The 24440-nt window shown below is 74.5% G+C and carries 13 protein-coding genes and 1 pseudogene; 7 read left to right on the top strand and 7 right to left on the bottom strand.

The window, feature by feature from the left end:
• The first annotated feature begins 89 nt into the window (after nucleotides 1–89).
• The gene (locus tag QFZ71_RS21480; protein WP_307669798.1) at nucleotides 90–3122 is read left to right on the top strand and encodes an AfsR/SARP family transcriptional regulator; all 3033 of its coding nucleotides are present in this window, start codon (nucleotides 90–92) and stop codon (nucleotides 3120–3122) included.
• Nucleotides 3123–3247: 125 nt separating this feature from the next.
• Here the strand turns inward: QFZ71_RS21480 and QFZ71_RS21475 are convergent, their stop codons facing one another.
• Nucleotides 3248–3424: a hypothetical protein gene (locus tag QFZ71_RS21475; protein WP_307669797.1), complete on the bottom strand. Its 177-nt coding sequence runs from the start codon at nucleotides 3422–3424 to the stop codon at nucleotides 3248–3250.
• Between the two features lie 212 nt (nucleotides 3425–3636).
• Between QFZ71_RS21475 and QFZ71_RS21470 the strand changes: the two genes are divergently transcribed.
• The 6 genes from QFZ71_RS21470 (at nucleotide 3637) to QFZ71_RS21445 (ending at nucleotide 12761) form a co-directional block, all read left to right on the top strand.
• Nucleotides 3637–5511, top strand: coding sequence for a BTAD domain-containing putative transcriptional regulator (locus QFZ71_RS21470; protein WP_307669796.1), 1875 nt, complete (start codon nucleotides 3637–3639; stop codon nucleotides 5509–5511).
• Nucleotides 5512–5622: 111 nt separating this feature from the next.
• Nucleotides 5623–8994 carry an amino acid adenylation domain-containing protein gene (locus QFZ71_RS21465; RefSeq protein WP_307669795.1) on the top strand — a complete coding sequence of 1124 codons (3372 nt, stop codon included), beginning with the start codon at nucleotides 5623–5625 and terminating at the stop codon, nucleotides 8992–8994.
• Nucleotides 8991–10391, top strand: coding sequence for a serine hydroxymethyltransferase (gene glyA, locus QFZ71_RS21460; protein WP_307669794.1), 1401 nt, complete (start codon nucleotides 8991–8993; stop codon nucleotides 10389–10391). The genes QFZ71_RS21465 and glyA overlap by 4 nt, the downstream gene beginning before the upstream one ends.
• Nucleotides 10388–11113 carry a DUF2461 family protein gene (locus QFZ71_RS21455; protein ID WP_307669793.1) on the top strand — a complete coding sequence of 242 codons (726 nt, stop codon included), beginning with the start codon at nucleotides 10388–10390 and terminating at the stop codon, nucleotides 11111–11113. Before glyA ends, QFZ71_RS21455 begins: the two co-directional genes overlap by 4 nt.
• Nucleotides 11110–12183 (top strand): low specificity L-threonine aldolase, encoded by a 1074-nt coding sequence (locus QFZ71_RS21450; protein ID WP_307669792.1) that lies wholly within the window; start codon nucleotides 11110–11112, stop codon nucleotides 12181–12183. Before QFZ71_RS21455 ends, QFZ71_RS21450 begins: the two co-directional genes overlap by 4 nt.
• The gene (locus tag QFZ71_RS21445; protein WP_307669791.1) at nucleotides 12180–12761 is read left to right on the top strand and encodes a GNAT family N-acetyltransferase; all 582 of its coding nucleotides are present in this window, start codon (nucleotides 12180–12182) and stop codon (nucleotides 12759–12761) included. Before QFZ71_RS21450 ends, QFZ71_RS21445 begins: the two co-directional genes overlap by 4 nt.
• A gap of 92 nt (nucleotides 12762–12853) precedes the next feature.
• Here the strand turns inward: QFZ71_RS21445 and QFZ71_RS21440 are convergent, their stop codons facing one another.
• The 6 genes and pseudogenes from QFZ71_RS21440 to QFZ71_RS21420 all read right to left on the bottom strand — a co-directional run bounded on the left by QFZ71_RS21440 (nucleotide 12854) and on the right by QFZ71_RS21420 (nucleotide 24158).
• On the bottom strand, nucleotides 12854–13993 hold the full coding sequence (locus QFZ71_RS21440; protein WP_307669790.1) for an acyl-CoA dehydrogenase family protein: 1140 nt from the start codon (nucleotides 13991–13993) through the stop codon (nucleotides 12854–12856).
• Between the two features lie 64 nt (nucleotides 13994–14057).
• Nucleotides 14058–15248: an acyl-CoA dehydrogenase family protein gene (locus QFZ71_RS21435; RefSeq protein WP_307669789.1), complete on the bottom strand. Its 1191-nt coding sequence runs from the start codon at nucleotides 15246–15248 to the stop codon at nucleotides 14058–14060.
• A gap of 83 nt (nucleotides 15249–15331) precedes the next feature.
• Nucleotides 15332–16135: a condensation domain-containing protein gene (locus tag QFZ71_RS21430; RefSeq protein WP_307669788.1), complete on the bottom strand. Its 804-nt coding sequence runs from the start codon at nucleotides 16133–16135 to the stop codon at nucleotides 15332–15334.
• Nucleotides 16065–16724, bottom strand: a pseudogene (locus QFZ71_RS30500) (condensation domain-containing protein); the annotation flags it as partial. The pseudogene QFZ71_RS30500 and the gene QFZ71_RS21430, both read right to left, overlap by 71 nt.
• Nucleotides 16724–20080 carry an amino acid adenylation domain-containing protein gene (locus QFZ71_RS21425; RefSeq protein WP_307669787.1) on the bottom strand — a complete coding sequence of 1119 codons (3357 nt, stop codon included), beginning with the start codon at nucleotides 20078–20080 and terminating at the stop codon, nucleotides 16724–16726. The gene QFZ71_RS21425 and the pseudogene QFZ71_RS30500, both read right to left, overlap by 1 nt.
• Nucleotides 20073–24158 (bottom strand): amino acid adenylation domain-containing protein, encoded by a 4086-nt coding sequence (locus tag QFZ71_RS21420; RefSeq protein WP_307669786.1) that lies wholly within the window; start codon nucleotides 24156–24158, stop codon nucleotides 20073–20075. The genes QFZ71_RS21425 and QFZ71_RS21420 overlap by 8 nt, the downstream gene beginning before the upstream one ends.
• Between the last annotated feature and the right edge of the window lie 282 nt (nucleotides 24159–24440).

Here is a 24440-nt window from a genome sequence, read left to right as displayed (position 1 = left end):
GCTTTCCTCATACTTGACTGCACCACCGAGGGTTCTGTGCGCTAGCGTTCACGCCACATCGGGGGCTTTTGAGACAGCAGGGGGAGCTGTTGAATCGATTTGTCTTCAGACTGCTGGGGCCACTTCTCGTCCAGACCGACGCGGGCCCGCTGCGTATCAACGGACGGCGTCAGGCATCGGTGCTCGCGATGCTGGTGCTCAACGCCGACCGGGTCGTCTCGGTGGACACCCTGGTGGACGCGGTGTGGCCCGACTCCCCGCCCGCGACGGCGCGCAACCAGATCGCCATCTGCGTGGCCACCCTGCGCAAGACCTTCAAACAGGCCGGGGTCTCCGACCTGCTGGTCACCTCGCCCCCCGGCTATCTGCTGGCGAAGCGGGAGCACCGCATCGACGTGCAGGAGTTCCTGGAGAGCGCCGAGCTGGGGCGGGAGGCGGCCCGGCAGGGCCGGGCCGAGGACGCCTGCTCCCTGTTCGCGGAGTCCCTGAGCATCTGGCGCGGTGCGGCGCTGGACGAGACACCGGGGCCCCGGCTGGAGGCCGAGGCGAGCCGGCTGGAGCAGATGCGGCTGACCCTGATCGAGGAACGCGCTGAGCTGATGCTCCAGTTGGGGCGACACCGGGTGCTCGTCGACGAGCTCACCGACCTGGTGGCGCGGCATCCGCTGCGCGAGCAGTGCCGTGAGCAGCTGATGCTCGCCCTGTACCGGTCCGGGCAGCGGGCGCGGGCGCTGGACGTCTTCCTCTGCGGGCGGCGGATCCTCGCCGACGAACTCGGCATCGAACCCGGTCCGGGGCTGCGGCAGTTGCACGACCTGATCCTGCGGGACTCACCGGAGCTGACCCGGCCGCCCACCACTCCGTCGCCGTCCGCCGACCCGCAGACCACTCCCGCGCAACTGCCGCCCGATGTAAGGGCGTTCACCGGGCGGCTGACGGAGATGGCCCAGCTCGACCGGCTACTCAAGGAGCCGTACGACCGGCACACCCCCGCCCTGGCGACGATCGCCGGAGTGGGCGGGGTGGGGAAGACCGCGCTGGCGGTGCACTGGGCGAGCCAGGTGGCCGACCAGTTCCCCGACGGGCAGTTATTCGCGGACCTGCGGGGGTACGACGAGGAGAACCCGCCGGTCTCCTCCACCGCCGTGCTCGACCGGTTCCTGCGCGCCCTCGGGATCGACGCACCGCAGATCCCCGCCGACCCCGACGAGCGGGCCTCGCTCTTCCGCAGCCTGCTGAGCACCCGTAAGACGCTGATCCTCCTGGACAACGTACGGTCCTTCCAGCAGCTCAGACCGCTGCTGCCGGGGAGCGGCCGCAGTGTGGTGCTGGCGACCAGCCGGGAGAGCCTGGAGGATCTGACGGGCGACTACACCACCCTGGGCATCCGGCTGCGGATGCTGGAATCGGCCGAGGCGACGGCGTTGCTCATCAAGCTCGCCGGGGCCGACCGGTTCGGCGGCGATCCGGTGGCGGTGGAGCAACTCAGCGCGCTGTGCGACCGGTTGCCGCTGGCGTTGCGGATCGCCGGGGCGAAACTGGCGGCCAAGCCGACGCTGAGCGTACGGCGTCTGGTGGAGCGGCTGCGCGACCACCGGTCCCGGCTCGACGTGCTGAGTCCCGGCGAGGGCGGGGTGCGCGCCGGGTTCCGGTTGAGCTACCGGGATCTGCCGCCGGAGGCGGCGCTCATGTACCGCCGCCTGGGGCTGCTGCGCACGGCGGACTTCGCCGCCTGGGCGGGGGCGGCCGTGCTGGACACCTCCGTGTGGCACGCGGAGGAGCTGATCGACCAGTTGGTCGACGCGCAGCTGCTGGAGGTGGCCGAGGAGGCGCAGGGGTCGGCGGCCCGCTACCGGTTCCAGGACCTGCTGCGGTTGTTCGCACGGGAGCAGACGGAGGCCGACGAGTCGGCGGCGGAGGCGGACGCGGCGCTGGACCGGGCGTTCGGCGCCTGGCTCTGGCTGGCCGAGGAGGCGCACCGCCGGATCGACGGCCGCCGGTTCCCGGTGGGCCGGGCGCCCGCGCCGCAGCCCGCCTTCCTCCAGCAGGTGGCCGACGAGCTGCTGGAGTCCCCCATGGACTGGTTCGAGTCGGAGCGGACCGCCGTGACGGACCTGGTGGCCCAGGCCGCGGAGGCCGGGCGGGCTCGGGACGCCTGGACGCTGACCGAGAGCGCCGTGCCGCACTTCGAAACGAAGCACTACCTGGAGGACTGGCAGTGCAGTGCCGAGCTGGCTCTGGCTTCGGCGCGGCGGGCCGGCGACGGGCCCGGTGAGGCGACGATGCTGCGGCTGCTGGGGTCGCTGGCGATCTACCAGCGCCGGTACGAGCTGGCCGAGGGGTGGAACATGGCCGCCCTGCGGCTCCTGCGCGGCAGCGGGGACGGGGCGGGGGCGGCGCTGGCACAGCGCAACCTGGCCATGTGCGCGCGGTTCCAGGGTGACTGGGAGCGGGCGCTGGAATTCTGCCGGGAGGCCCTGAGCGGGTTCCACGCGTCCGGGGACATCGGCAACGAGGCGCACCTGATGGGTTATCAGGCGCAGATCGAGCTGGACCGCGACAATGTGGTCGACGCGCTGCCGCTCGCGCGGGAGGCGGTGGCGCTCAGCCGCCGTACCGGTTCGGTGCGGGCGGAGGCCCAGAACGTGTACCGGCTGGCCGAGGTGCGGTTGCGTTCCGGGGAGTACGCCGAGGCGGCCGAAGCGTTCGAAACGGTGCTGCGGCTGACCCGTGGGGAGGGCGACCGGGTGGGCGAGGCCCACGCGCTGCGCGGGCTGGGCCAGACGCAGTGGAGCCAGGGCCTGCTGGCGGCGGCGGGAGGAACGCTGCGGCAGGCCCTGGAGATCACCGATGAACTGGCGGACCGCTTCCTGTACGCACGGGTGGAGATCGATCTGGGGTGCGTGGACGTGCTCGGCGGTCAGTACGACCGGGCTGCGGAAAGGTTCCGGCTGGCCTGTGCGGCGTTCGGTGACGTCGGGGCGCAGCCCTGGCGGGCGCAGGCGGCCCGGTTGCTGGCGGCCGTCCGGGGCGAGGGGGACGACGGGCCGGGCGGGGGGCAGCCGCTCCGTACGCTCACGACGTCCGAGCTGATGGCGTTGCTGGCCCACGCGCAGGGCTGAGCCGGGCGGTCGGCCGGCCCGCCGTGCGTCGCGGCGGGCGCGCGGCCGTACGCTCCCCGGAACGCGCCCGCGGTACGCGGGTGCCGAGGGGGCCTCCGGAGGGGTCAGCCCCAGGGCCGGGGGGGTCAGCCCCAGGGCATGTCGCCCCACGGGAAGTCACCGATGTACGAGGAGTGGCCGACGGCCCCCCAGGGCATGTCGTCGTCCGGGCCGGCGTGCGGTGCGGTCACTCCGCCCGTGGACATCGCTTCCCGTACGGCCGAGCAAGCGATCGTGTTCCGCGCCGTCCGCATGCTGCTCATGTCGGATTCCCCTCGTCAGTCTTCCGTGTCCGCCGCTCGCTGCGGCATGACCGGAACACTAGGAATGGCACCTTTCTTTTCCTTGTCCCACCGATTTCACGGGCCGGATCGACCGCGAAATCCCCACGAAATCGAGAAAAAAGCAGCTTCCATTAGTGTCGTCCTCAGGTTCTTCCCATGAATCACGAATGGGGCGATGGATGGAATTCCGAGTGCTCGGGTCGGTAGAGGTACGGCGGGGCGGCCAGCGGGTCGCACTCTCGGGGGCCAAGCTGCACACCGTGCTCGCCGCGCTCCTCGTCGCACACGAAGAGGTGGTCCCCGATGAGCGGCTGTGCCGGCTGCTGTGGGGCTGGGACCCCCCGGCAACCTTCAGCGCCCAGATCTACACGTATGTTTCCCGCCTGCGCAAGATACTCGGCGACGACGCCGCAATCGTCCGCAGGCCACCGGGATATGCCATGCGCGTAGGCGACGCGAAGCTCGACCTCCGGGAATTCGAGAGGCTGTCGTCCGACGGCCGCGACGCCCTGGTGGCGGAGGAATTCGAAAAGGCGGCCGATCTGCTGCGCGACGCCCTCGCGCAGTGGAACGGGCAGCCCTTCGCCAATGCCAGCGAATACCTCGCGGACATCGAGGCCCCCCGTCTGGTGGAGGCCCGCGCGGTGGCGCTGGAGCACCGCATCGAAGCGGACCTGGCGCTCGGGAGGCACCGGCGGATCACCGGCGAACTGACCGGACTCGTGGCGGAGTTCCCGCTGCGCGAGCGCATCCGGTGCCAGCTGATGACCGCCCTGTGCCGGTCCGGGAGGCAGGCGGACGCCATCCATCTCTACCACCACGGCCGGGCGGTGCTCGCCGAGGAGCTCGGGGTGTCGCCGGGCGAGGAGCTTCGTGCCGCCTACCAGGCCCTGCTGGACGGCACGCTGGACCGGAGGCCGCCCTCCGCCGCTTCGCCGGCCGCCGCCCCCGCCCGCCCGGCGACCCCTTCCGGCCCCGCGGGTCCGGCCGCCGGGGCTCCCGCCATGCTGCCCCCCGACACCGTCGACTTCACCGGGCGCGGCCCCGAACTGGAGCTGCTGTGCCGTGCTCTGGCCCCCGGACGGGAGAGCACGGTACGGCCCCGCCGGGTGCTGGTCACCGGTATGGCGGGGCTGGGCAAGACCACCCTGGCCGTGCACGCGGCCCACCGGTGCCGGCGGTACTTCCCCGACGGCCAGCTCTACGCCGACCTGCGCTCCGCCGACGGCACGCCGAGGCACCCCGCGCGGGTGCTGCGGCGGCTGCTGCGGGCGCTGGGCTGCCCGGCGGAGGGCGCCGCGGACGCCGAGGACCTGGACCGGCTGACGCACGTGTACCGGGAGCGGACCCGCGGCCGGCAGCTGCTGATCGTGCTGGACAACGCGTCGGGCGCCTCCCAGTTGGGGGCGCTGCTGCCCAACTCCCCGGAGCCCGCGGTGCTGGTCACCGGGCGCACCGCCCTGCCCACCGTGGCCGGGGCGCACACCGTGGCGCTGGCCCCGCTGGCGGCAGGGGACGCCATGAGGCTGCTCGCGGCGGCGGCCGGACCCGACCGGGTGGCGGCCGCGGGCGGTGCGGCGGCCGCGATCATCGAGCACTGCGCGGGGCTGCCGCTCGCCCTGCGGATCGCCGGGACGAGGATCGCCGCCCGCCCGCTCTCGCCCCCCGACCGGCTGGCCCGCAGACTGGCGGACCCCCGCACCCGGCTGCGCGAGCTGCACACGGGCGAGCTGGACGTCCACACCTCGCTGCTGCCCTCCTGGCGGGCGCTGGATCCCGAGGTGCGGACGGTGTTCCCCACCCTGGCGGCGCTCGGCCCCCGGCCGTTCCCGGCGGCCGACGCGGCAACGGCCCTGGAGCTGCCGGAGGCCGCCGCCGAACGGCTGCTGGAGGCGCTCGCGGACGCCGCGCTGCTGGAGGTCAGCGGCGCGGACGAGGCGGGCCAGCCCTGCTACCTCTTCCATCCCCTCGTCCGGCTCTTCGCGCTCTCCCTGGAGGAAGGCGCCCGGCCTCTGGAGGAAGGGGCCCGGCCCCTGGCGGCGGCCCCGAACATAACCGGCGGCTAACCCGCCGCCCCTAGCCTCACGCTGCTCCGCAGAGGGACGCCCCGGCCCGGACCCCGGGCACGTACACGCCACCGGCCGCCAGCGGCCCGTCACACCGAATGGAGTCCGACCATGACCGAGCTTCTCCCCGCCCCTCCGGGCAGCGTCGGGTCGTTCCCGATGACCGAGACGCAGCAGGCCCTGATGATCGGGCGCGGTGAGGCCGTCGAGCTGGGCGGCGTCGGCTGCTACGGCTACTTCGAGTGGGAGCGCCCCGGCCTCGACCCGGACCGGTTCGCCGCCGCCTGGCGGGCCGTGGTCGCCCGTCACGAGATGCTGCGCGCCATCGGCCGGACCGACGGCACCCAGTGGGTCCCCGCCGAGCCGCTGCCGTACGACATCCCGGTCGAGGATCTGCGCCATCGCTCCGCCGACGCCGTCGCGGAGCGGCTGGCCGCGTTGCGGGAGCAGATGAGTCATGTGGTCTTCCCGGTGGGCAGCTGGCCCCTCTTCGACCTGCGGATCCTCCGGCTGGGCGGGCCGGAGGACCTGGGCCGGGTCCATCTGGGGATCGACCTCCAGGTGCTGGACGCCTCCAGCGCCTTCCAGGTCCTGTTCCCCGAGCTGATCGACCTGTACGAGGACCCGGACGCCGAACTCCCCGAGCCCGGCATCGACTTCTCCGAGTACGCCCGCTGGCGCGCCGAGGCCCTGCCGCACACCGACGCCTTCCGTACCGCCCGCGACTACTGGACGGAACGGGTGCCGACCCTGCCGCCCGCCCCGTCGCTGCCCGCCGGGAGCGCGGGGAGGACCGGGGCGGCCGGGGAGCCCGGCGGCGAGGTCCGCTTCGGGCGCCGGGAGCACCGCCTCTCCCCCGCCGAGTGGCAGCGGTTCACCGAGCGCGCGCAGGGTGCGGGGCTGACCCCGTCCGTCCTGCTCACCGCCGCGTTCGCCGAGGTGGTGCGGTGCTGGGCCGAGGAGCGCGACTTCACGATCAACTACCCGGTCTTCCAGCGGCCGGCCGTGCACCCCGGCATCACCGGGGTGCTGGGCGACTTCACCAACGCGGTGATGCTCGTCGCCGACGGGTCGGGCGCGACCTTCCTGGACCGCGCGCACGCCCTGCGGGACCAGCTCGCCCGCGATGTGGCGCACGGCTCCTTCAACGGGGTCCGGGTGCTGCGGGAGCTGACCCGGCTGCACGGGGCGGGCACGCAGGCCGGCATGCCCGTCGTCGTCACGAGCCTGCTCGACTACCCGGTGCGCAGGCCCGTGACGGACCTGGGCCACGAGGTCTACTCGATCTCCCAGACGCCCCAGGTCTCGCTGGACGTGCAACTGCGCGAGCTGGCGGGCGAACTCCGGGTGATCTGGGACTTCGTGGAGGGGGCCTTCGCGCCGGGCTTCGTCGACGCCGCCTTCGGGGTCTACGTGGACCTGCTGAGGCGGCTCACCGACGACCCGGACGCCCTGCGCGCCGCACGGTTCGACCTGATCCCGCCGGCCGAGCGGGCGCTGCGCCGCGAGGTCAACGACACCGCCGGGCAGATCCCGTACGTCACCCTGCACGAGCTGTTCGCCCGGCAGGCGGAGCGGACCCCCGACGCGGAGGCGGTGGTGGACGCGCGGCGGCGGCTCAGCTACGCCGAACTGGCGGCGTACTCCTGGCGGATCGGGCACACGCTGCGCGAGCACGGGGCGAAGGCCGGTGAGCTGATCGCCGTCGTGATGGAGAAGGGCTGGGAGCAGTACGCCGCGGTGTACGGCATCCTCGCCTCCGGGGCCGCCTATCTGCCGCTGGACCCGTCCGTGCCGGCGGAGCGGCTGCGCCGGCTGCTGGCCGACGCGAAGGTGGACCGCATCCTCACGCAGTCCTCGCTGGACTCCCGGATCAGCTGGCCGCCCACCGCGCGCCGCTACCGGGTGGACCGGGACTTCGAGACCGGGCCCGCCACCCTGCCCGGCATCGCGCAGACCCCTGCCGACCTGGCGTACACCATCTTCACCTCGGGCTCCACCGGTGAGCCCAAGGGAGTGATGGTGGACCACATCGGCGTGGTCAACCTGATCAGCGATGTGGCCGAGCGCTTCGGGGTCGGGCCGCACGACCGGCTGCTGGCCATCTCGGGACTGCACTTCGACGCCTCGATCTACGACGTGTTCGGGGTGCTGACCCGGGGGGGCACCGTCGTGGTGCCCCCGCCGTTCGAGCACGCCGAGCCCGATGTCTGGGCCGAACTGGTGCGGGCCGAGCGGGTCACCCTGTGGAACTCCGTGCCCGTGCTGATGGAACTGCTGGTCGGAGAGGCCGAGGTGCGCGAGCGCCGGGGCGGGGGCCGCGCACTGGAGTCGCTGCGGCTGTCGGTGCTCTCGGGCGACTGGATACCGCTGACCCTGCCCGACCGGCTGCGGGCGCAGAGCCCGCGGATCGAGGTGGTGGGATCGGGCGGCCCGACCGAGACGATCTGCTGGTCGCTGTTCCAGCCGATCGGCGCGGTCGACCCGGAGTGGACGAGCATCCCGTACGGCAGGCCGATCACCAACCAGAGCTACTACATCGTCGACGCGACGGCGCACGAGCGTCCGCTGGGGGTCGTCGGCGAGATGGCGGTGGCCAGTGACGTCGGGCTCGCGCTCGGCTACTGGAACGACCCGGAGCGGACCGCCGCCCGGTTCGTGCACCTCCCGGAGACCGGCGAACGGGCCTACCTCACCGGCGACCTGGGCCGGTATCTGCCGGACGGCGCCATCGAGATCCTCGGCCGGGACGACTTCCAGGTGAAGATCCAGGGGCACCGGATCGAGCTGGGCGAGATCGAGGCGGAGCTGCGCCAGGACCCGGAGGTCGAGGCGGCGGTGGTCGTGGCCCCCGCCAGCGCGCACGGGGTGCGGCGACTGCACGCCTACGTCGTGGCCGTCGCGGACGCCGGGCCGGAGGCGGGCGACCGGGTCCTGACGCGGCTGGCCGGCCGGCTGCCGGGCCATCTGGTGCCGGCCGCGCTGACGGTGCTGGCCGAACTGCCGCTCACCCGCAACGGCAAGGTCGACCGGCTGCTGCTGGCATCGACCGCCGGGCAGCGGCGACCGGGCGACGACGCCGCACGGCCCGAGGGCGACGGCGCCGGGGCGGGCGGCGCGCTGGAGCTCGTCGTGTGCGCCGCGGTCGCGGACATCCTCGGCCTCGACGGAGCGCTGCCCGGCGACAACTTCTACACCCTGGGCGGCGATTCGCTCAGCGGGACCCGGCTCGCGGGGCTGCTCAAGGAGCTGCTCGGGGTGCCGGTCCCGGTCAAGACCGTGTTCCGGAGCCCGGTGATCTCCGAACTCGCCCGGCACATCGCCACGGACGAGACGTACGGCGCCGAGGCCGTCGCCGCCGCCGAGACGTTCGGCGAACTGGACGCCGAGGAGGACGGGGGCGCCGCCCCCGGCCCCCACGACGGACCGGCCACCGCCCCGGCCGAGCCCGGCACGGACCACTCCGAGAAGGGACAGTCATGAGTCTCACCCTGCCCGCGGCCCTCACCGGCCCTGTCGAGGAGGCCCCGTTCCCCGGCGCCGCCCCGCACCCGCCCCTGCCGGACCTGGCCGGCTTCGCCGCGCACGCGGGTACCCGCCTCCGGGAGAACGACCGCGCCCTGTACGACCTGCTGGCCCGCGAGACGGCACGCCAGCGCGACACCCTGATGATGGTCGCCGCGTCCAGCGTCGCCGACCCCTCCGTCCTGGCCTGCGAGGGCAGCGTCCTCGGCAATCTGACCGCCGAGGGGTATCCGGGCAACCGCTACCACGCGGGCTGCGGGGTGGCGGACGAGATCGAGCGCCTGGCGATCGAGCGGGCGTGCGCGGCCTTCGGGGCGCGGGACGCCATCGTGCAGCCGCACTCCGGCTCGTCCGCCAACCTCGCCGTGATCACGGCGCTGCTCGACCCCGGCGACACCCTGCTCGGCCTCGACCTGGACTGCGGCGGCCACCTCACCCACGGCTCCCCCGCTTCGGTCACCGGACGCCACTACCGCGCCCACGGCTACCGGGTGACCCCCGAGGGGCTGCTCGACTACGCGCAGATCCGTGAACTGGCCCTGGAACACCGGCCCAAGCTGATCGTGTGCGGGGCGAGCGCGTACCCGCGTTCCATCGACTTCGCCCGGTTCCGGGAGATCGCGGACGAGGCCGGCGCCTACCTCCTGGCCGACATCTCGCACATCGCGGGACTGGTCGCGGCCGGTCTCCACCCCAACCCCGTCGATCACGCCCATGTGACGACCACCAGCACCTACAAGCAGCTGTACGGGCCGCGCGGCGGCCTGATCCTGCTGGGCCGCGACGCCCGTACGCCGGGTCCCGAGCGCGGCACCCTGGCCGCGACGCTGCGCCGGGCCGTGTTCCCCTTCACGCAGGGCACCCCCGACCTGGCGTCCGTGGCGGCCAAGGCCCGTGCCCTGGACTTCGTGGCCGGGCCCGGTTTCGCGGAGGTCGCCAAGCGGCTCGCGGACGGTGCGCAGGCGATCGCCGAACGGCTCCTGGAGCGGGGCTTCGAGCTGGTCACCGGCGGGACCGACACCCATATGGTCCTCCTCGACCTGCGGGCCACCGGCGTCACCGGGGACGTGGCCGAGCAGGCCCTGGAGTCCTGCGGGATCGTCGTCAACCGCAACCGGGTCCCCGGCGACACCACGGCGGTGCGGGTGACGGGCGGACTGCGCCTGGGAACCAACACGCTGGCCGCGCGGGGCATGGACCGGACGGCCGTCGTCGAGTGCGCCGACCTGGTCGCGGACGTGCTCACCGCGCTGCGCGCACCGGGCGGCGTCCTGCCGGACCCGCTGCGCGAACGGGTGCGCGCCCGGGTCTCCCGGCTGTGCGCCGCCCACCCCCTGCCGGGGTACCCGCTGTGACGTTCAGCGGCTTCCCGCCGTCGGCACTGCGCCTGTACGCGGACCTCGCGGACGCCAACGACAAGGAGACCTGGAGGCTGCGCCTGCGCGAGCGGTACGAGCGGGACGTCCGGGCGCCGATGGACGAGCTGGCGGCCGAACTGACCGCGCTCTTCTCCCCGGCCGGCTCCCCGGAGCCGGCCGGGGAGGGCGGGCCCGCCGGAGTGCCGGCCGGGGTGCGGGTGCTGGGCCCGGTCCGGGACACCCGCATGTCGCACGACAAGTCCCCGTACAAGACCTACCAGGGCGCGTATCTGGACCTGCTGCCCTGTCTGGGGCTGTGGGTGCACGTGGACCGGGACGGCCTGTACGCCTCCGGCCGCTGGTACCCCTACGGCGGGGCCGAGGTCGCCCGCTTCCGCGCCGCCGTCCAGGACGAGGACGGCGGCGCGGAGCTGGCGGAGATCACCGGCCGGCTCCGCGACCGGGGCTTCACCCTGGGCGGGGACCGGCTCACGACCCGGCCGCGCGGCATTCCCGCCGACCACCCGCGGCTGGACCTGCTGCGCCACCGCAAGATCGACGCGGGCCGCCGCTACGGTCCGGCGGACGGACTGCACACCCCGCGCGCCCTGGACCTCGTGCGGGAGACCTGGGAGCTGGTGCGGCCCCTGCTGGACTGGATGGCGGCCCGCGACCTCACTCCACCCCCACGCCGAACGGAAGGTGACGCGACGTCATGAGCCACGAGGATCACCCGCCCGTCGATCTGCGCAGCGACACCGTGACCCGGCCGGGGCCCGGAATGCGGGCCGCGATGGCCGCCGCGGAGGTCGGCGACGACCTCTTCGGCGAGGACCCCACCGTCCGCGCCCTGGAGGAGCGGGCCGCCGCGCTCTTCGGTTTCTCCGGCGCCCTGTTCACCCCGTCCGGAGTGATGGCCAACCAGATCGCGCTCCAGCTCCTCGCCGGGCCCGGCGAGGAGCTGGTGTGCGAGGCCGAGGCACATGTGCTGGCACACGAGGAGGGCTCTCCCGCGCGCTACGGCGGGATACAGACCCGTACGGTGGCGGCTCCGCGCGGGGTGCTCACGGCGGAGCTGCTGGCCGGGGTGGTGCGGCGGGGGAACGCGTACACCCTCGGCAGCCGGGCCGTGGCGGTGGAGCAGACCCACACGCGGGCCGGCGGCACGGTCCAGCCGCTGGAGGACCTGCGCGGGATCAGGGAGCTGACGGCCGCGCTGGGCATCGCCGTGCACATGGACGGCGCCCGGATCTGGAACGCCATGGCGGCGAGCGGGACGCCGGCCGAACGGTACGGGGAGACCGCCGACTCCATCGCGGTGTGCCTGTCCAAGGGGCTGGGAGCGCCGGTCGGCTCGCTCCTGCTGCTGAGCGGCGGGATCCTGCCGAGAGCGCGGAAGCTCCGGCACGGCATGGGCGGAGGCATGCGGCAGTCGGGCATGCTGGCCGCCGCGGGACTGTACGCCCTGACCCACCATGTGGAGCGGATCGCCGAGGACCATGCCCATGCCCGGCTGCTGGCGCGGGGCCTGGGCGAAGCGGGCTTCGCGGTGCGTCCGCCGGAGACCAACATCGTCCTCGTCGAGGCCCCCCGTGCCGACGAGGTCGTGGCCCGCGCCGCACAGGAAGGAGTGCTGGTGACCGCCCCGGACCCCGGGACCGTCCGGCTGGTCACCCATCTGGACGCGGGAGAGAAGCAGTGCCGGCACGCCCTCGCGGTGCTGATCGCCGCGCTGACCGGGACCGGCGCCCGCCGGCCCCGTACACGAGAGAGTGAAGTAGCAGCATGAGTCTGGAAGTACGGCCCGCCACGGCGGATCTGTGGGACGACGTCCGCCAGGTGCTTCAGCCCAGGAAGAGCGCCCACACCTGCTGGTGCATGGCGTGGCGGCTGTCCACCGGGGACTACGGGCGGATGACCGCCGAGGAACGGGGCGAGCACCTGCGTGCCCTGGCGGAGAAGGCCGATCCGCCGCCCGGTGTGCTCGGTTTCGTGGACGGCGAGGTGGCCGGCTGGTGCAATGTGGCCCCGCGCCGCCAGCTGGACCGGCTGACCGCCTCCAGGACGATCACCCCGGTGGACGACCTGCCCGTGTGGTCCGTGACGTGTTTCGTCGTACGGAAGGAGTTCCGTGGCCGGGGCGTCGCCTCGGGGCTGCTGGAGGGGGCCGTCGAGCACGCGCGGGCACACGGTGCGCCGGCCGTCGAGGGGTATCCGGTGGATCCGGAGGGCGGCCGGGTCAATCCGACGCTCGCCTACGTCGGGACGATGGACATGTTCGAGCGGGCCGGGTTCCGGCGGGTACGGCGGACGGAGGCCAAGAGCGACAAGCGGCACCGCTGGGTGATGCGCCGCGATCTGTCCTGACGGCCCGCCGTCACGGCCCGCCGGTCGCGGCGGCCGGGCGGTCCGGGAAGGGGGCTCCCGCCGGTGCGGGAGCCCCCTTCCCATGTTCCGGCTCAGGAGGTGTGCGCCGCGATGTCCCACAGATGGGCCGGGCGTCCGCAGCGCAGCGCCTCCCACGCCGCACGCCGGTAGCAGCCCGCCACCAGACCGTCCCGTACCAGCCCGGAGGCGCCGTGCAGGTGCACCGCGTCCCGCGTCACGTCCAAGGTGGTCTCCGCCGTCAGGGCGACCAGTCCGGCGGCCTCCCCCGGAGTGAGCCGGCCCTCGTCGAGGTCGCGGGCCGCGTCCCCGACGGCCCAGCGCACGGCGTCCAGCCGGGCCAGCAGCCCCGCCACCCGCAGGCGGGGGCCCTGGTGCTTGACCACGGCCTGCCCGAACTGCTGCCGCCCCCGGATACGGGAGACGACCGCGGTCAGGGCGGCGGCGGTGAGGCCGGCCAGCAGGGACGCCTGGTGCACGGCGGCGCGCAGGCCGACCCGTGCGAGCGCCTGCTCGGCGGCCACCCCCCTCAGCAGCACCGAAGCGGCCGGGACCCGTGCCCCGTCGAGCACCACCCCCGCGACGGCCCCTCCCCCGTGGTCGCGCAGCGGTCGCACGGTGACGCCCGGTGCGGGCAGCTCCACCAGGGCCACGCACGGCCCGTCCGGTCCGCTCGCGAGGAGCAGCAGGGCGTCCGGGGCCACCCCGGCCGCGAACGGTCCGGCCGTTCCGGTGGCCACGATCGCGCCGCCGTCCCCGTCGGGCTTCCAGGTGAGGCCCGGCGGCACCACGCCTCGGGGGTCGGGCAGCCGGCCCGGCACGGCGAGGCGGACCTCGCCGGCCCGGACCGCGTCCAGGAGGCCGTCGGTGGCCTCGGTGGCGAGGGGGCCGAAGCCGGAGAGCAGGTCCAGGGCGAGGAGGGTGTCGGTGAGCGGGACGCACTGGAGGGCGTTGCCGGCCTCCTCGCACACCATGGCGAGCACCGCCTGCCCCAGGTCGAGCCCGTCCTTCTCGATGGGCAGGGCGAACTCCCAGGCGCCGACCTGGGTCAGCGCGTCCCAGGCGCCTGCGGGGGTGTCCCCGTCGACCTCCAGGCCCTGGCGTACGGTGAGCCGCAGCTGCCGGAAGAGGGAGTCCTCGCCCTCCCGCTCCCGCCACCGTTCGGCGGGCGTGCGGGCGTGCGTGCCGTCTGCCCTGACCGCCGGAGTTGTCACGGCTGTACCTCCTCGTCCGTACCGCCGGCGATGCCCGCGTCTCCCGTGCCGTCCGCCTGATGGGTCACGGCCGTACCTCCGCCCCTGAGTCGAGACGCAGCCGGGCCAGCGTCTCCAGCATCATTTCGGCGGTGCCGCCGGATATCCGCATCCCCGGAGCGTCGCGCATCGCCGAATCGAGTGGGTGTGGCACCCCGCCGACCTCGGGGTCGTCGAGGGTCATGCTGGTGTCGCCGTCCAGTTCCGCCGCCCACCAGGCCACTTCGGCGGCGAGTTCGGTGGTGTACCACTTGGCGGCGGCCGCCTCGTCCTCGGTGAGTTCGCCCCGGTCGAGGCGGGTGAGGACGCGGCGGACGAGGGTGCCGGCCGCGAGCAGCCGGGCGTTGAGCTTGGCCAGGCCGATCTGGTCGTGCTGCCCGGACTCCAGCCGTTCGGTGTGGGCCTCCAGGCGTTCCACCGCGGCCCGGTACCAGCGCAGCGCCTTCACGTAGTAGTCGAGTCCGGTGCGTTCGAAGGCGAGCGTCTTGACGACGATGGCCCAGCCCTGGCCGATCTCGCCGACGACGTCGTCGGCGGTGACGGCGGCGCCGTCGAGGACGACCTCGTGGAAGTCGTCGTCGCCGATGCCCGCGATCCGGCGGATCGTCACGCCCGGCTGGTCGAGCGGGACGAGGAAGAGGCTGAAGGCGTCGTCCTCGCCGCGGGCCAGGCAGAGGCCGTGGTCGGCGAGCCGTGCGAAGAGCGAGTGGACCTTGGTGCCGTACAGCTTGTAGCCGCCCCGGCCGTCGGGGACCGCGCGGGTGGAGAGGATGTTGAGGTCGGAGCCGGCCTGCGGCTCACTGAAGAGGACGCAGCCGAAGGCGGTGCCCGCGGCGAAGCCCGGCAGGTGGCGGGCCTTCATGGCCGGGCTGGCGACGTTGAGGAGCGTGGAGCCGACGATCTGCACGGTGAGGGTGTGGAGCAGGTCGGGTACGTCGTGCATGGCGAGTTCCTCGACCAGGACGGCGGCGGCGACCTGGCTGACGCCGCGCCCTCCGTACTCCTCGGGCCACTGCGGCGCGAGGAGTCCGTGGTCGCCCAGGGCCCGGTGGACGGGCCGGGGGTCCCTGGTGCGCCGGGCCTCGGCGACGGGGGCGGAGACCAGGATGTCGTGGATGTCCTCGCGCAGGGCCCGCATGGGGGTGCGGGCCACGCCGGCCCCGCTGCGCACGAGCCCGCAGTCCGCGGGCGCGCGGTAGAACTCGGTGGTGAGCACGGGCAACTCCCTAGGCGTATGGAGGTGTTTCGGGTGTCGGGGAGAGAAGAGGAGGAGAGGGGCGGGGAGAGGGGCGTGGGTGGTCAGAGCGCCCGGCCGGGGGCGGCCACGGCCTGTTCCAGCACCTCCTCGATACCGGTGAGCAGCCCCCGTACGCCCTCGGGGGTGATCGCGTGGCGGTTGTACTCGGCGGTGCCGCCGATCTCGCCGTCCCGTTCCACGAGGCCGACACAGGCGAGGGTCGCGGCCGGGTCGGGGCTGTAGAGCTCCAGGTGGCGGGCGGGCGGCCCCGGCACCTGGCCGACCTCGACGCCGGGCAGGTCCAGCGGGACGGCCGGGTAGTTGTGCAGGGCGAAGAGCACCTCGTACGGAGGGGGTGTGCCGTCGCCGAACAGGACGTCCACCGGCAGGCGCTGGTGGCCCAGCGCCTCGGCGACGGCGGTACGGGTGCGGTGCAGCAGCTCCGGGAAGCCGGGGCCGCCCGCGAGGTCGATCCGGATCGGGACGACGGTGGTGAACTGGCCCACGGCTCCTTCGAGCGGTGCCGCGAACCGGCCGGCCGCAGGGGCGCCGATGACGGCGGAGGTCCGCCCGGTCCGCCGGGCCAGTACCACCGCCAGCGCCGCCAGCAGGGTCATGAACGGGGTGGCTCCCGCCCGCCGCGCCCAGCTCGATCCCGGCCGCCACGGGCCCGCGCGCCAGCCGCACCGGCAGGTGGCCCCGGTCGAAGCCGTCGGGGCACCGGGGCGCTGGCGGGTCGGCGGCGAACACGGCCCGGCGGCGGGCGCGTTCGGCCGCCCCCTCCGGCCCGGCCAGCCAGCGGTGCTGCCAGTCCGCGTAGTCCGTGAACCGCGGTGCGGGCGGGGCGGGTTCCGCGGCGTCCTCACGGTAGGCGGTGGCCAGGTCCGCGAGGAACACCCCGGAGGACCAGCCGTCGAAGACCGCGAGGTGGGAGGCGAGGATCAGGACGTGTTCGCCGGGGGCGGTGCGCAGCAGCCGGAAGGCGCTGGTGTGCCCGCTCTCCAGGTCCAGGACGGTGGTGGCGCTCCCGGTGACCTCGCGGGCCACGCGTTCGGCCGCGGCCGGTGCGGGGAGGCCGGTGAGGTCGGTGCGGGTGAGCCGCAGGACCGGCTCGTCGTCCACGTGCAGCCGTGGCGGCTCGCTCGCGGCGGCCACCAGCCGGGTGCGCAGGGAGTCGTGGCGGCGCAGCACCGCCGTGAGCGCCCCGGTCAGCCGTCGCTCGTCCAGCCGGCCGGTGAGCCGCAGGGCGTGGGAGCCGGTGGCGGCGGCCGGGTGGGCGTGTTCCCGTCGCCACAGCCTGGTCTGGAGGGCGGTCGGCGGGACCGGCCCCGCGCCGGAGCGCGGGACCGGGTGGCCGGGGACCGGCTGCCGGGCGGCGAGCAGCAGCCGGGCCAGCTCGCGTTTGGCTTCGGGCAGTGCGGCCAGCACCCCGTCCGCGGCGGGTTGCCCGGCCATCAGGACCCGTCCGGCCGCTGGAGGCTGCCGAGGAGCGTGGCGGCCTCCTCGTCGCTCATGTTCTCGATCTGTTCGAAGACGGCGAGCAGCCGGTCCTGTTCGCCCGCGGCCTCGGCCCGGGCCCTGCGGACGAGGTCGGCGAGGCCGGCGACGGTCGGGCGGCCGAAGAAGTCGGCCAGGGCGATGTCGATGCCGAAGAGGGCCCGGACGCGGGAGACCACGATGGTGGCCTGGAGGGAGCTGCCGCCGAGGGCGAAGAAGTCGCCCTCCACGTCGGGGTTCCGCCACTCCAGCAGCGGGGTGAGGATGTCCCGGCAGATCTGTTCCTCGACGGCGTCGCGCGGCGGGGTGCCGCCCCGGGACGCCTCGTCCGCCGGGAGCGGCAGGGACCGGGTGTCGATCTTTCCGTGCGGGGTGAGCGGCAGGTCGTCCACGACCATGACGACCGGGACCATGTATCCGGGGAGCCGGGCGGCCGTGTAGGCGCGCAGCCCCTCCGCGTCGGCGACCTCGGAGGCGTAGGCGCCGACCTGTTCGACGGTGACGTAGGCGGTCAGCATGCGTTCGCCGCCCGCCGCGGGCTGGGCGAGCACGACGGCCTGCTGCACGGAGGGGTGCCCGGTGAGGACGGCCTCGACCTCGCCCGGCTCGATCCGGTGGCCGCGCACCTTGAGCTGGCGGTCGGTGCGGCCGAGGAAGTCCAGGTTGCCGCCGGGGAGCCAGCGGGCGAGGTCGCCGGTGCGGTAGAGGCGGGCGGTCTCGGGGCCGGCGGCGTACGGGTTGTCGGCGAAGCGTTCGGCGGTCAGCTCGGGGCGGCCGAGGTAGCCGCGGGCGACGCCGGGGCCGGCCACGCAGAGTTCGCCGGGCACTCCGGGCGGAACGGGGCGCAGCCGCTCGTCGAGGACGAACGCCTGGTGGCCGGGGATCGGGCGGCCGATGGGCGGGTTGCGGTCGTAGGCGCCGACGCAGTCCATCAGCGTGACCGCGACGGTCGCCTCGGTGGGCCCGTACCCGTTGACGAACCGGCGCTCCCCCGCGGTCCATTCGGCGACCAGCCGGCCGGGGAACGCCTCGCCGCCCACCGAGACCAGCCGCAGGGCGGGCAGCTCCGCAGGGTCGAGCAACGGCAGGAGCGCGGGCGGGAGTTCGGCGACGGAGACCTCCTCCTCGCGCATCCGCCGCTGGAGGAGGGCGGGGTCGCGGCGCTCGTCGTCGGTGGCGATGACGAGGGAGCCGCCGGCCAGGAGGGTGGTGAAGATCTCGAAGACGGAGACGTCGAAGGTGAGCGGGGCGAAGTGCAGGACCCGGTCGGCGGCCTTGATCTCGTACGCCGTGGCGATGGTGCGGGAGAAGTGGGTGACCGAGCGGTGCTCGATCATGACGCCCTTGGGGGTGCCGCCGCTGCCCGAGGTGTAGAGCACGTAGGCGAGGTCGCCGGGGGTGGCGGTGGGAGCGAGCGAGGGGACCTCGCGCACGGGGGCGGCACTGCCGGTGGTCACCAGCTCCAGGGGCAGGGGCAGTTCGGCGCTGTCGTCGACGAGGGCGTGGCGGACGCCGGCGTCGGTCAGCACGGTGCGGGTGCGCTCGGCGGGGGCGGCCGGGTCGACCGGTACGTAGTGGCCGCCCGCCTTGAGGACGCCGAGGACGCCCGCGACGGCGGCCGGTCCGCGTGCCACGCGGACCGCGACGGGGTCCCCGTGGCCGACGCCCCGGTCGCGCAGGCGGTGGGCGATGGCCTCGGACCAGCGGTCGAGTGCGGCGTAGTCGAGCCGGGTGGAGCCGTGCCGGACGGCGACGGCGTCGGGGTGGATCGAGGCGCGCTCGCGGAAGGCGCGGTCCAGGGTGGTCGTCCAGGCGGCCTCGTCGACCGGGCCGCCCCAGGAGAGTTCGCGGGCGTGCCGGGAGGCGGCCGGCTCCTCGACCAGGCTGATCTCGCCGACCGTGAGGTCGGGGTCGGCCGCGACCTGCTGGAGCACCTGGTGGAAGGCGGCGAGGAGGGCGCTCGCGGTGCCGTGCCGGTAGAGGGAGGTGTTGTATTCGAGGGAGAGTTCCAGGCCGTCGTTCTCCCCGACGAGGAAGCTCATGTCGAACTTGGCCGCGCCGTCGTGGAGCTGGTCCACGCCGAACTCGACGTCCCCGGCCCGCGACCGGTGGGTGCCCCAGCGGCCCAGCGAGGTGAACTCGATCTGGAACAGCGGGTGGCGCAGCGGGTCGCGGGCCGGCTGGACCGCCTCCACCACCTGCTCGAAGGGGAGTTCGCTGCTGGTGAAGGAGTCCATCACGGAGGCGGCGGTGCGGGTGACGAGTTCGCGGAAGGTGAGGGTGTCGGTGACCTCCGTCCGCAGGGTGATCATCTGGACGAAGCAGCCGATCACCCGCTCCAGGTCGGGGTGGGGGCGGGAGGCACTGGCCGTGCCGACGACGACGTCCTCGGTGCGCGTCCAGTGCCGCAGCAGCGCGTTGAAGGCGGCCAGCAGGGTGGTGAAGACCGTGGTGCTGTGGGCGTCGGCGAGTGCGGTGAGCCGGTCCAGGAGTTCCTGGTCGAGGACGAGCTTGAGGCCGCGGCCGTCGCCCTTGGTCTCGGGGCCGCGCGGGTGGTCGGGGCGGACCTCGGTGGCCACGGCGCCTGCCAGGAGCTGGCGCCATTTGGCGGCGAGCGCCCTGCCGTGCCCGTCGTTCTCCAGTTTGGCCCGCTGCCACGCGGCGAAGTCGGCGTACTCGACGGCCGGTTCGGGGGTCTCGGGGCGGTGTCCGGCAGCGGCGGCGGCGTAGGCGGCGGTCAGCTCCTCGGTGAAGATGCGGGTCGAGCCGGGGTCCCAGGCGATGTGGTGGACGACCCACAGCAGGACGTGCCGCTCGGGGGCCAGCCGGACCAGATGGGCGCGGAGGGGCGGTCCCGCGGCCAGGTCGAAGGGGGCGGCGGCGCAGGAGGCGGTGAGTTCGGCGAGCTCGCGGTCGCGGTCCTCGCTCTCCGAGAGGTCGGTGCTCTGGATGCCGAGGACGAAGGAGGGGACGGGTTCCTGCCAGGGGACGCCGTCGATCTCGACCAGCTTGCTGTGGAGCACCTGGTGGTGGGCGACGACGGCGTTGACCGCCTCGTGCAGGGCGGCGCGGTCGAGCGGGCCGCCCAGGGTGACGGCGAGGGCTATGTTGTTGCGGGCCTTGCCGGCGCCGAGCCGGTCCACGAACCACATCTGCTCCTGCTGGTAGGAGGAGCGGGAGCGCGGTCCGTGGTCGGCGCGGGCGAGCTGGACGCCCCGTCCCACACCGGCCGCCATCTGGTTGCGCATGCGGCCCAGCAGCCGGGAACGCTGTCCCTGGGGCAGTCGGCCGAGCCGTTCGGCGAGGTCAGACATGGGTTCCTCCGTTGCGGTGCAGATCGGCGAGCAGAGCGGCGAGCCGCTCGGGCAGGTGCTTGGCGAAGTAGTGGCGGCCACCGGGGAGCACGGCGAGGCGCACGTCCGCCGCGTAGGCGCCCCAGGCGCGGTAGCCCTCCTCGTACCCCTCGGTCGCCGCGTCGGCATCGCCGATGACACAGGTCAGAGGGGTGGTCAGGGGCTGTTCGAAGCCGTCGGGGTGGCGGGCGAAGAAGCGGGCGGCCTCGGTCATGTCGTGGCGGACCATCCGCAGGACGGCGCTCAGGTCCCGGTCGTCGAGGACGCCGTCGAAGCCGTCCATGGTGGTCAGATAGGCGACCAGGTCGTCGTCGCCGGAGACCCGTTCCATCTCCAGCGCGTACTGGGGGTCGTCCTCGGGAAGGGCGGCGGCGAGGTCCAGGGCGACGGGGCGGTGTCCCAGGCGTTCCAGGACGTGGGTGGTCTGGAGGGCGGTGACGACGCCGGCGCAGTGGCCGTACACGGCGTACGGGCCCCGCACGGTGCGGGCGATCTCGGCGGCGGCGAGTTCGGCGAAGTCGGGCACGGGCAGCATCGGGCCGGGGCGCAGCGGATCGTGGCCGGGCGGTGAGACGGCCAGCAGCTCGATGTGCGGGGGGAGGTGGGCGGCGAGCGGCTGGTAGGCGATGGCGTCGCCGCCGCCGTGCGGGAAGCAGACGAGGGTCAGGGTGGTGGTGCCGGGCGGGCGCCGGGGGGTGAGCCGGTGGAGCAGCCGGTGGTGGCCCTCGCCGGCACCGGCGAGTTCCGCACACCGGGCGGCGAGGCCGGCCGGGGTCGGGTTGCTGAAGAGGTCCACGACGCGCAGGGCCGGCGCTCCTCCGTCCGGCAGGGCCGTGGCGACGGCCCGGACCGCGCGGACGGCGGCGAAGGAGTCCCCGCCGATGGCGAAGAAGTCGTCCCCCGGAGCCACCTCGGGCAGGCCGAGCACCTCGGCCCAGACGGCGGCGATCCGCCGGGCGACGGGGTCGCCGTCCGCCGGGGCGTCGGGGGCGGCGGGCCGGGGACCGGTGGCCGGGGCCGGTCCGGGCAGGGCCGTGCGGTCGACCTTGCCGTTGGGGCTCAGCGGCAGGCTTTCCAGCAGGGTCACCTCGGCGGGCACGCAGTGCGGGGGCAGGACGGCGGCGAGCGCGGTCCGCAGGGCGGCCGGGTCGGGGGCCGCGCCCTCCTCGGGGACGGCGTGGGCGACGAGGCGGTCGGAGCCGGTGGCGGTCCGGCGGGCCGTGACGACGGCCTCGCGGATGCCGGGCAGGTCGCGCAGGGCGCTCTCCACCTCGCCGGGTTCGATGCGGAGCCCGTTCAGCTTGATCCGGAAGTCGGTGCGGCCGAGGAGTTCGACGGTGCCGTCGGGGTGGCGGCGGGCCAGGTCGCCGGTGCGGTAGAGGCGTTCGGTGCGGCCGGGCTCCAGTTCGACGTGGACGAACTTCTCGGCGGTGAGTTCGGGGCGGTTGAGGTAGCCGCGGGCCAGTCCGACGCCGCCGAGGTGGAGTTCGCCGGGTACGCCCACGGGGACGATGCGGTCCAGCGGGTCGAGGATGTGGGCGTGCTGGTTGGCCATGGGCCTGCCGTACGGGAGTTTCGTCCAGCGGGGCCCGACCCGGCCCACCCGGTACTCCAGGGAGTGGATGGAGGCTTCGGTGGCCCCGCCGAGGGCGACGAAGGACAGTCCGGGAGCGAAGGCGCGGATGCGGTCGGGCTGGGTGACGGGTATCCAGTCGCCGCCGAGGAACGCGGTGCGCAGCAGCGGCAGCCGGGGGCCGTCGGCGTGTTCGAGCTGGTCGACGAGGAGGCCGAGGAGGGCGGGGGCGGAGTTCCAGACGGTGACGCCGTGGCGCTCCAGCAGGTCCGCCCAGTGCGCCGGGTCCTTGGCGGCGGCCGGGTCGGGCAGGACGAGGGCGCCGCCGGCCGCCAGGATGCCGAGGGTCTCGTACACGCTCATGTCGAAGCTGGGCGAGGAGAGGCCGAGGACGCGGTCGGCGGGGCCGATGCCGTACGAACGGTTGAGGTCCAGCAGGTTGTTGACGACCCCCCGGTGTTCCAGGGCGATGCCCTTGGGGGCGCCCGTGGAGCCGGAGGTGAAGATGACGTAGGCGAGATCGCGGGAGGTGACGGGGACGGCCGGGCGGGTGGCGGGCAGTTCGGCGAGCGCGGCCCGGTCGGTGTCGAGCAGGACCCGCGCGGTGCCGTCGGGGACGGGCAGGCGGCCGATGAGCTCGGAGTCGGAGACGACGAGGGGCGGTGCGGCGTCCCGCAGCAGCAGGGCGAGGCGTTCGGCGGGGTAGTCGGGGTCCAGGGGGACGTAGGCGCCGCCCGCCTTGAGGACGGCGAGGATCGCGGTGACCAGGCCGGGCCCCCGGCGCAGGCACAGGGCCACGGTCCGGTCGGGGCCCGCTCCGGCCTCGACGAGCCGGTGCGCGAGCCGGTTGGCCCGCTCCTCCAGCTCCCGGTAGGTGACGCTCCAGCCGCCGAGTCCGCCCAGGAGCACGGCGGGCGCGTCGGGGGTGCGGTCGGCGTGCTGCTCGAAGAGCTGGTGCAGGCAGGCGTCCTGCGGGAACGGGGCGCGGGTGGCGTTCCAGTCGTCGAGGGCCGTACGCCGTTCGGCCTCGGTGAGCAGCGGCAGCGCGGACAGCGGGGTGCGGGGGTCGTCCACCGCGCCCTGGAGCGTGGTCAGGAAGTGGCCGAGCAGCCGGTCCACGGTCGACGCGTCGAACAGGTCGGTGGGGTACTCCACGAGGGCGCGGACCGCCTCGCCGGTGTCATGGACGCTGATCATGAGGTCGTACTTGGTCGCGTGCGAGGAGAAGTCGATCGCCCCGGTGTCCAGGCCGGCGAGGGCGGGGGCGCTGTCGGAGGTCTCGTCCAGCAGGAACATCACGGAGGTGAGCGGGGGCCTGCTGGGGTCCCGGGGAAGCCCGAGGGCGTCCACGATGAGGTCGAAGGGCATCTCCTGGTGCGCGTACGCCTGGAGGGTGGTGTGGCGGGTGGAGCGCACGAGGTCGGCGAAGCCGGGGTCGCCGCCGGTGCGGATGCGCAGCGGCAGCGTGTTGACGAAGAAGCCGATGAGATCGCCGAAGGCGGGGTGGTCGCGGCCGGAGACGGAGGTGCCGACGACGATGTCGTCCTGGCCGGTCCAGCGGCGCAGGGTGGCGGCGAAGCCGGCCAGCAGCGTCATGTAGAGGGTGGCGCCCTCCGACTTCCCGAACGCGCGCAGTCGCGCGACGAGTCCGGTCGGGAGGTCGATGTAGCGCGAGGCTCCGGCGTGCCCGAAGACGGGGGGCCGGGGCCGGTCGGTGGGCAGGTCCACCGGGGCGGCCCCGCCCAGCTCCTCCCGCCAGAAGGAGGTGAGGTTCTCCAGCCGGTCGCCGCTGACCCGCCGGCGCTGCCAGGCGGCGAAGTCGGCGTACTGGAGGGCGAGCGGGGCGAGCCGCTCGCCGCCGGCGCCGGTGCGCAGCGCGTAGGCGCGCTCCAGTTCGGTGGAGAGGATCCGCATCGACCAGCCGTCGGTCACGATGTGGTGGAGGTTGAGGACCAGGACGTGGTCCTCGTCGCCGATGCGCCCGAGCCGGGCCCGCACGGGGACGGCGTCGGCCAGGGCGAAGGGGGCGCCGGCGTCCGCGTCGTAGAACGGCCGCACGGCCTCCTCGCCGGGAAGTTCGGTCACCGGGAGCGGCAGGCGGAAGCCGTCCACCACCCGCGGCACGGCCTCGGCCGCGCCGTCCCGGTAGGTGTAGACGGTACGCAGCACCTCGTGGCGGTCCACGATCTCCTGGAGCGCCGCGTGCAGGGCCGGGACGTCGAGGGGGCCGCGGATGCGGGTGGCCACCGGCACGTTGTAGGCGGGGCTGCCGGGCTGGAGCTGGTCGATGAACCAGAGCCGGCGCTGCGCGAAGGAGAGCACCGGCGGGGCCGCGGGGTCGCGGGGCGCCGGTTCGGGGTCCTCCCGTGCGGCGTCGCGCGCGCCGTTGCGGCCCGCCAGTGCCTGGAACAGTGCCCGGCGGGACTTCGGCAGTGCGGCTATGCGTTCGGCGAGGGACTCGCTCACCTGGGGCCTCCGTGCGTCTTCGGGAGAGGGAGTACGGCAGCTCGCGCACCGCGGGGCGCGCGGCTGCGAGGGTGCGGCGGGGCGGGGCGGTATCGCGGCGGTACGGGCCGTGCGGGGGCCGGTTGCGCGGCGGTGCTGTTCGCTCGCGTATACGGCGGCGGGTGCGGCGGCGGGTGGAGCTGCCGCCCGCGCCGGCCGGGGCCGTGCCGTGGTGCGGAGGCCGCGTCCGGTGGTCGTTCGCCGGGAGCGGGTGCCGTGCGGACGACCGGTCCTGGAGGCACC

This window comes from Streptomyces sp. V2I9 (genome assembly GCF_030817475.1).
GTDB lineage: Bacteria > Actinomycetota > Actinomycetes > Streptomycetales > Streptomycetaceae > Streptomyces.
The sequence above is the reverse complement of the archived record's forward strand: the minus strand, read 5'-3'. Positions and strand labels throughout refer to the sequence as shown.